An 8495-nucleotide genomic window follows, 5' to 3' on the forward strand; every position below is an offset into this window, starting at 1 on the left:
GGGGTTTAGGCCGATGTTGGGCCGATGTTATGCCGATGTTATGCCGGTGAAAATGCGGCAGTCTGTGCATAATCGGGGGCATGGCGGCGCAGGTAGGTGTCGGTCACGACCAGCAGGTTGCTGTCGGGGGCGCCATCGCAAAGAAACTGTGCCAAGGTCCGCGCGCGCCCTTGCTGATTGTGGCGCAGGGCGTCGATCATCTGCATGATCTGGCGTTCCGCAGGCGTCAACCAGTCGCGGCAGCAAGGGCAGCTTTCGGCATTGAACGCGATTGGCGTCGTCCGGCTGGCCCGCAAGGTCTGCACCACACCCACCAGATCATAGCACAGGGCGCCTGCTGCATCGGGGCCGACATGGGTGGTGGCGCAGCGCAGCGCAACCAGCCAGCCGTGGCTGTCGGGGGCGGCAAAGGTCTGGAAATGCCAGCGGCACAAGACCAAGGTCAGCCGCGCGAAAGGATCAAGGTGGATGTCATGCAAAGGAACCTCGCCAGGGCGCGGGTCCCGTGTGGGGCCATGGTCTGTTTGCGGGTCATAGACGGGGCGGAACGGGCGGCGCGGATCAGCGCCGTGCATGGGCAGCGCTTTCCTTTGCGGATGGCTGGACCTGCGGGTCAAGGATCAGCTCCACCAAATGGGGTTCCAGCGTGGACCCGTCGGTGATGCAATCGTCTTGGGCGGCGATCAGATCAATCAGGAAATCATAGGTGGCATCGGGCATGGGCAATTCCTGTGCAAAGGGGGCATGCCTTGCCGGACCATCGCGCAACCGCTGTCCCGACTGGGTGATTTATACCTGACATAAATAATCAGGTTAGTAAAGCGATTTCGCGGGACCGGCCTGCCGATTCGGGTCTTATGTGAATGAGTTTCATAATCGTCTTGCCTAACATGAATTTGTTTTCAAAATCGCATGCGCCTATCTGAAGGACAGGCACGTCAGGTGCCTTTTGTCGTTTGATCGGACTGTTATGACCACTATCCTGCCCAAATCCCCCGCCTTTGACCGGATCGCCGCTGCAGCGGCTGATCGCATACTGATCCTTGACGGCGCGATGGGCACGCAGATTCAGGCTTTGGGCTTTGCCGAAGGTGATTTCACCGCGCATGGGGCCGGTTGTGCCTGCCATCCGCAGTTTTTCAGTGATGATCCCTTGCCGCAACAGGGCAACAACGACCTGTTGATCCTGACCCAGCCGCAGGCGATCGAGGATATCCATTACACCTATGCGATGGCCGGTGCCGATATCGTTGAAACCAACACGTTTTCCTCCACCAGCATCGCGCAGGCCGATTATGGTTTGGAACATCTGGTCTATGACCTGAACTTTCACGGCGCGCGGCTGGTGCGGCAGGCACTGGACCGTGCCACGGCGCAGGATGGGCGGATGCGCTTTGTCGCGGGCGCGCTGGGACCAACGAACCGCACGGCGTCGATGTCGCCTGATGTGAACAATCCGGGCTATCGCGCGGTCACCTTTGACCAGCTCCGCGTGGCCTATGTGGAACAATTGCGCGGGTTGATTGATGGTGGCGCCGATCTGATCCTGATCGAGACGATCTTTGACACGCTCAACGCCAAGGCCGCAATTTTCGCCTGCGAGGAAATCTTTGCCGCCAACGGTCTGCGCCTGCCGGTGATGATTTCCGGCACGATCACGGATAGGTCGGGGCGCACCCTGTCGGGCCAGACACCCACCGCGTTCTGGCATGCCGTGCGCCATGCGGACCCTTTGACCATCGGGCTGAACTGCGCGCTGGGTGCGGCCGAAATGCGCGCGCATCTGGCAGAATTGTCGGGCGTGGCCGATACGCTGATCTGCGCTTACCCGAATGCGGGCCTGCCCAATGAATTTGGCGCATATGACGAAAGCCCCGCTTTCATGGCCGAACAGATCGCCGCATTCGCCAAGGAAGGCTTGGTCAATATCGTGGGCGGCTGCTGTGGATCGACGCCGGATCATATCCGCGCCATTGCTGCCGCCGTCGCGGGTCACAAACCCCGCGCGATCCCTGCGCAGACGCCTTTGATGCGCCTGTCGGGGCTGGAACCCTTTACCCTGACCCGCGACATCGCTTTCGTGAATGTGGGCGAGCGCACGAACGTCACCGGTTCGGCCAAGTTCCGCAAGCTGATCACAGCCCGCGATTATGCCGCCGCCGTCGATGTCGCCCGCGAACAGGTCGAAAACGGCGCACAGATCATTGACGTGAACATGGACGAGGGCCTAATCGACAGCAAACAGGCGATGATCGACTATCTGAACCTGATCGCGGCCGAGCCTGATATCGCCCGCGTGCCGGTGATGATCGACAGTTCCAAATGGGAGGTGATCGAGGCGGGCCTGCAATGCGTCCAAGGCAAGCCCATCGTCAATTCGATCAGCATGAAAGAAGGCGAAGAGGCGTTTTTGCATCAGGCGCGGCTCTGCCGTGCTTATGGTGCGGCGGTGGTCGTCATGGCCTTTGACGAGGCGGGCCAAGCCGATACCGAGGATCGCAAGGTCGCGATTTGCACCCGCGCCTATCAACTCTTGACCCAAAAGGTTGGTTTCCCGCCCGAGGATATCATCTTTGACCCCAACGTGTTCGCCGTGGCGACAGGGATCGAGGAGCACGACAATTACGGCGTCGATTTCATCAATGCCACCCGCCGGATCAAAGCCGATCTGCCGCATGTCCATGTCTCGGGCGGCGTGTCGAACCTGTCGTTCAGTTTTCGTGGCAACGACCCCGTGCGCGAGGCGATGCATGCCGTGTTCCTGTATCATGCCATTCAGGCCGGCATGGATATGGGCATCGTCAATGCAGGCCAGTTGGCGGTTTACGACAGTATCGACCCCGATCTGCGCGACGCCTGCGAAGATGTGGTGCTGAACCGCACGCCGGATGCGACTGAGAATATGCTGGTGATTGCCGAGCGGTTCAAATCCACCGGCGCGCGCGAGGCCAAGGAACGCGATCTGGCGTGGCGCGAGTGGTCGGTTGAAAAACGGCTGGAGCATGCTTTGGTCAACGGGATCACCGAATTCATTGATGCCGACACCGACGAGGCGCGTCTGCGCGCCGACCGTCCGCTGCATGTGATCGAAGGCCCGCTGATGGCGGGGATGAATGTGGTGGGCGATCTGTTCGGCGCGGGCAAGATGTTTTTGCCGCAGGTCGTCAAATCCGCCCGCGTGATGAAACAGGCAGTCGCCGTGCTTTTGCCCTATATGGAAGAAGAAAAGCGCCTCAATGGCGGGACAGGCCGCGAAAGCGCGGGCAAGGTGCTGATGGCCACGGTCAAAGGCGATGTGCATGACATCGGTAAGAATATCGTGGGCGTCGTGCTGGCCTGCAATAATTACGACATCATTGATCTGGGCGTGATGGTGCCCGCCGCGAAAATCCTTGAAGTCGCCAAGGCTGAAAATGTCGATATCATCGGCCTGTCTGGCCTGATCACCCCGTCGCTGGATGAGATGGTCCATGTCGCGGCGGAAATGGAACGCGCGGGGATGGATATTCCGCTGCTGATTGGCGGTGCGACAACCAGCCGTGTGCATACGGCGGTGAAAATACATCCCAATTATGCGCGCGGTCAGACACTCTATGTCACAGATGCCAGCCGCGCTGTGGGCGTTGTCTCGGCGCTTTTGTCGCCGGATCAAAAGGCAGGCTATATCGCCACCATCCGCGCCGAATATGAAAAGGTCGCGGATCAACATGCGCGGTCGGAACTCGCCAAGAAACGCCTGCCGCTGGCCGCCGCCCGCGCCAATGCGTTGAAAATCGACTGGCAAGATTACAAAGTGCCAGCGCCGTCTTTCCTTGGCACCAAGGTCTATGAGGATTGGGATCTGGCAGAGCTTGCCCGCTATATCGACTGGACACCGTTTTTCCAGACATGGGAATTGAAAGGCATCTATCCCAAGATCCTGCAGGACGAAAAACAGGGGCAAGCCGCGCGCGCGTTGTTCGCCGATGCGCAAGAGATGCTACACCAGATCATCGCGGAAAAATGGTTCCGCCCGCGCGCCGTGGTCGGGTTCTGGCCTGCCAATGCTGTGGGCGATGATATCCGCCTGTTCAGTGATGACAGCCGCAAGACCGAATTGGCCATGCTACATACCCTGCGTCAGCAGGTCAGCAAACGCGACGGGCGGCCCAATGTGGCGCTGTCCGATTTCGTGGCCCCCGTGGGCATGGCTGATTATGTGGGCGGCTTTGTGGTAACCGCCGGGATCGAGGAAGTGGCGATCGCCGAACGTTTTGCCGCGGCGGGGGATGATTTCAACGCGATTCTGGTCAAGGCCCTGGCCGACCGTTTCGCCGAAGCCTTTGCCGAACGGATGCATGAAATGGTCCGCCGCGACCTGTGGGGCTATGCACCCGATGAAGACCTCGCCCCCACCGATCTGATCGGTGAGCCTTATCGCGGCATCCGGCCTGCGCCCGGCTATCCCGCCCAGCCCGACCATACCGAGAAAACCACCCTGTTCCAGCTGCTGGATGCACAGGCCGCGACCGGTGTCACGCTGACCGAAAGCATGGCGATGTGGCCGGGATCGTCGGTGTCGGGGCTTTATATCGGGCATCCTGACGCCTATTATTTCGGGGTGGCCAAGGTCGAGCAGGATCAGGTGCTGGATTACGCCGCGCGCAAAGGCATGGATCTGGCTGAGGTCGAACGCTGGCTGGGGCCGATCCTGAACTATGTCCCGCAACAAAAGGCAGCACTGGCAGCGGAATGACCACCACCGCCATCTTCCGAGCCTAAACATCCCCGCGCGGAGCGCTTTGCGGCTGTGCCGCAAAAAGGGGCGCTGCCCCTCGGCCCGGATAAATCCGGGCCTCACCCCGAAGTATTTGTGGAAATAAGAAGTCAGACAGTGACGGCGATCCGGCCCAGCGGGTTGGAGCAGCAGGCAAGGATATAGCCATCTGCAATATCTTCGTCCGAGATACCGCCGTTATGGACCATATGAACCTCGCCCGCGGTCTTGCGGATCTTGCAGGTGCCGCAGAGGCCAAAGGTGCAGCCCGACGGAATGTTCAGCCCGTTGGCGCGCGCCACGGCCAGCACCGTGTCGGTTTCGGTGCAGGCCGCGACAACGCCCGAGGTGGTGAAGCTGATCTGCGCACTGGTGTCGGCATCGGGGGTGATATCATTGATCTGGGGCGCATCGGCGGCTTTTTCGACGGGGGCCTGAAAGTTTTCCTGATGATAGCGGTCCATGTCATAGCCAAGCGCGCCCAGCATGTCGCGCACCGCCTGCATGAAAGGTTCAGGCCCGCAGCAGAACACTTCACGCTCCAGATAATCTGGCGCCATCAGCCCTAGCATGATCTGGTTCAGCCGCCCGTGATAGCCGTGCCAGACGCGGAACGGGTCGGGTTCCTTGACCGTGTAGCGCAATTGCAGCCCCGGCACGCGATTGGCAAACTGGTCGAGCCTTTCGCGAAAGATGATGTCGGAGGGGCGGCGCGCGGCATGGACAAAGACGATATCGGGCATGTCGCCGCTGTCCCAGGCCCAGGTTGTCATCGACATCATCGGCGTGATGCCCGACCCTGCCGAGATGAACAGGTATTTGTCCGCTGGATGGCGGTGAAAGCTGAAGATGCCTGCGGGACCGTAAACCTTGACCTTCATTCCCGGGCGCAGATGGTCCAGCATCCAGCGCGTACCGATGCTATCGTGTTGCGCCTTGACCGTGATCGAGATCGACAAGGGCCGCGAGGGGCTGGATGAAATCGTGTAGGTCCGCTGGACCGCGCCACCCGGCACCGGCAGATCAAGCGTCAGGAACTGGCCCGGTTCATAATCAAACCATGCTCCCGAAGGCGCGCGAAAGGCAAAGGTCGCCACACCGGGCGTTTCGGGGATGACCATGACACATTCAAGCCATTCATCGTCGCGCCAAGCGGCGGTGGCGCTGATGCGTGTGGGCGCAGGCATCTATTCTGCCGCCAATGCGGGTTGCGGGGTCAGCCGCTTGGTCATCAGGCCGGCATACCAGTCCACGAACTGGATCACGCCTTCTTCCTGGATGGGGGAATAGGGGCCGGGTTCATAAGCGGGCGACAGGATGCCTTTCTGGTTTTCCTCGACCACTTGGCGGTCTTCGTCATTGGTGTTCAGCCAGACCTCGGTCAGGGTTTTCAGATCATAATCCACGCCTTCGACCGCGTCCTTGTGGACGAGCCATGTCGTTGTCACCTCGGTTTGCGTGGCCGAGATCGGCAGGACGCGGAAGGTGATCGCATGATCGCCCAGAAAGTGGTTCCATGTGTTGGGATAGTGATAGAACAGCAGCGTGCCTGCATCGTTGAACGGCATCGTGCCCATCCGTTTGGCCACGGCGGCCTTGGTGGACATCGTATAGCTTTCGGCATTGTTCAGCAAAGGTACCCGTGCCAGCCGCCAGCGCGTATCATCCGCAAGGGTAAAGCGTGACGGCAGGCCCGCAGCCTCGCACCGTTTCCAATGGGTCAGGATTTCGGCGCTAGCCTCGTCAGGGCCGGACATGGCGGCGAATTTGGGATTGTCCGAGAAGGTGCGGCACAGTGACGGATGCGACCCCGAACAATGGTAACATTCGCGGTTGTTTTCCAGCACCAGCTTCCAGTTGCCATTTTCAACAATGGTAGAGCTATGCGCGACCTTGGCATCCTTGAGGCCGGATGGTGCGAGAAAGGCTGTCAGATGCTTGGCAAGATCGGCGATCGGTGGCGGCACTTGGGCAAGGCAGATAAAAACCATCCCGCCCAGATCAACGCAATGGACCTTTTTCAACCCATGCGCGGCCGGATCGAACCCGTCACCCATGTCGCGGGCATAAAGCAGCTTGCCGTCCAGCCCATAAGTCCACTGATGATAAGGACAGACCAGATTGGGCGTCGATCCGGTTGTCGTCGCACATAGCCGCTGACCGCGATGGCGGCAGACATTGTGAAAGGCGCGGATCACGCCATCGGTGCTGCGCACGATGACGACTGGATAGGCCCCGATCTGTAGGGTCGCAAACGCGCCCGGTTTTGGCAGCACAGGGGAGGGCAGGGCGAACAGCCAGTCGCGATAGAAGATGTGGTCGAGATCGAGGTTATAGACACCATCGTCGCAATAAAGCTCTCGTTCCAGCGCATGCGCGGGGCGACGCGCCGTCAGGCGGTCCAGCATCAGGGCTTGATCAAGCATCGTACCTCGCTTTGTGCCGTTCAACAGCACGTCTACACAATGCGCAGTGCGGGAGAGTACTGCGCAAAGTGAGCTTAGCCGCACTGCGGCACGGCAACCGCCGAAATACGACCTGCGGCCAGCAAACTGCGCCGCAGGGTGGCGTGGTGCCGCGCGCTTTCGCCGTGTTGTCGCGATTCTGGAGGGGTGTGCGTCGACTCGGGGCTGCTCGGGCCGAATATGTCGCGAAATGCGCTCTGTTGTGGCTTTGATTCTATCACGTCCGCTGCGATTTGTGCGATCAGCACCTTTGCAAAGACCTTGTTTTATGGGGCAAGACGCTTGTTTTATTGGCGCTTGTCATAAATGTTCCAAGAAAATGCGCATTGCTGTCATTTTCCCGAAAAAACCCCTTGCGGGCTGCGTGCAGTAACCGTAGAACCCCCCTCACCGGCGGCGCAGAGATGCAGTGTCGGGGCGCTAGACGGGTTTGAAGGGCTGGAGACGGTCTTGAAGGTTTGGAAGCGGTAAGAAGAAATTATTGAGGATTAGAGGCGGGCGCGCCGGAGTTTAGGGCGCATCTGTTTTCTTTTTGTCTCTACGCTGTTTGAAATTGATATATCTGAAGAGATATGTGGGCGGTTTGGTTCAGTTCGATGGATCAGACGTCTGTATATCAACGCTCTTAGGGTTTCGGCCCGATGATAGAGTGTCAGCTTCACTGTTTGGACGGTTTCTTGTTTTCTTATGAAAACCTGAAGCACGATAAACAGAGAAACGCCATATGGTTTCAGTAAGGCCATATGGTGATGTGCAGAGGTTCGAACGTCAAGGATAGCGCAGCGATGTGCTTTCAACTTGAGAGTTTGATCCTGGCTCAGAACGAACGCTGGCGGCAGGCCTAACACATGCAAGTCGAGCGAGACCTTCGGGTCTAGCGGCGGACGGGTTAGTAACGCGTGGGAATATACCCTTCACTACGGAATAGCCTCGGGAAACTGGGAGTAATACCGTATACGCCCTTTGGGGGAAAGATTTATCGGTGAAGGATTAGCCCGCGTCTGATTAGATAGTTGGTGGGGTAATGGCCTACCAAGTCTACGATCAGTAGCTGGTTTGAGAGGATGATCAGCAACACTGGGACTGAGACACGGCCCAGACTCCTACGGGAGGCAGCAGTGGGGAATCTTAGACAATGGGCGCAAGCCTGATCTAGCCATGCCGCGTGAGTGACGAAGGCCTTAGGGTCGTAAAGCTCTTTCGCCAGAGATGATAATGACAGTATCTGGTAAAGAAACCCCGGCTAACTCCGTGCCAGCAGCCGCGGTAATACG

General features: G+C 59.1%; 5 protein-coding genes and 1 rRNA gene. 2 read left to right on the forward strand and 4 right to left on the reverse strand.

Annotated elements, in window-relative coordinates; all coding sequences use genetic code 11:
• Window positions 1–38: 38 nt before the first annotated feature.
• Window positions 39–575, reverse strand: a complete 537-nt coding sequence (locus SKA53_RS14925; RefSeq protein WP_007207017.1) for a hypothetical protein — start codon at window positions 573–575, stop codon at window positions 39–41.
• Entirely contained in the window at window positions 562–720 is a 159-nt protein-coding gene (locus SKA53_RS15620) for a hypothetical protein (protein ID WP_165474499.1), read from the reverse strand. The genes SKA53_RS14925 and SKA53_RS15620 overlap by 14 nt, the downstream gene beginning before the upstream one ends.
• Before the next feature lie 250 nt (window positions 721–970).
• Between SKA53_RS15620 and metH the strand changes: the two genes are divergently transcribed.
• Window positions 971–4735 (forward strand): methionine synthase, encoded by a 3765-nt coding sequence (metH, locus tag SKA53_RS14930; RefSeq protein ID WP_007207019.1) that lies wholly within the window; start codon window positions 971–973, stop codon window positions 4733–4735.
• Window positions 4736–4866: 131 nt separating this feature from the next.
• Here the strand turns inward: metH and SKA53_RS14935 are convergent, their stop codons facing one another.
• Both SKA53_RS14935 and SKA53_RS14940 read right to left on the reverse strand, forming a co-directional pair.
• Window positions 4867–5943, reverse strand: coding sequence for a hybrid-cluster NAD(P)-dependent oxidoreductase (locus SKA53_RS14935; RefSeq protein WP_007207020.1), 1077 nt, complete (start codon window positions 5941–5943; stop codon window positions 4867–4869).
• Window positions 5944–7182, reverse strand: a complete 1239-nt coding sequence (locus SKA53_RS14940) for an aromatic ring-hydroxylating oxygenase subunit alpha (protein ID WP_007207021.1) — start codon at window positions 7180–7182, stop codon at window positions 5944–5946.
• A gap of 833 nt (window positions 7183–8015) precedes the next feature.
• On the opposite strand from SKA53_RS14940, the gene SKA53_RS14945 reads away from it, so the two are divergent.
• Window positions 8016–8495: ribosomal RNA gene (locus tag SKA53_RS14945) — 16S ribosomal RNA — on the forward strand; the annotation flags it as partial.

It is taken from the genome of Yoonia vestfoldensis SKA53, assembly GCF_000152785.1.
Taxonomy (GTDB): domain Bacteria; phylum Pseudomonadota; class Alphaproteobacteria; order Rhodobacterales; family Rhodobacteraceae; genus Yoonia; species Yoonia vestfoldensis_A.

What these genes read in the sequence shown, in the direction of transcription:
- SKA53_RS14925 (WP_007207017.1), bottom strand. Translation starts at nt 575, where the DNA reads ATGCACGGCGCTGATCCGCGCCGCCCGTTCCGCCCCGTCTATGACCCG.
- SKA53_RS15620 (WP_165474499.1), bottom strand. Translation starts at nt 720, where the DNA reads ATGCCCGATGCCACCTATGATTTCCTGATTGATCTGATCGCCGCCCAA.
- metH (WP_007207019.1), top strand. Translation starts at nt 971, where the DNA reads ATGACCACTATCCTGCCCAAATCCCCCGCCTTTGACCGGATCGCCGCT.
- SKA53_RS14935 (WP_007207020.1), bottom strand. Translation starts at nt 5,943, where the DNA reads ATGCCTGCGCCCACACGCATCAGCGCCACCGCCGCTTGGCGCGACGAT.
- SKA53_RS14940 (WP_007207021.1), bottom strand. Translation starts at nt 7,182, where the DNA reads ATGCTTGATCAAGCCCTGATGCTGGACCGCCTGACGGCGCGTCGCCCC.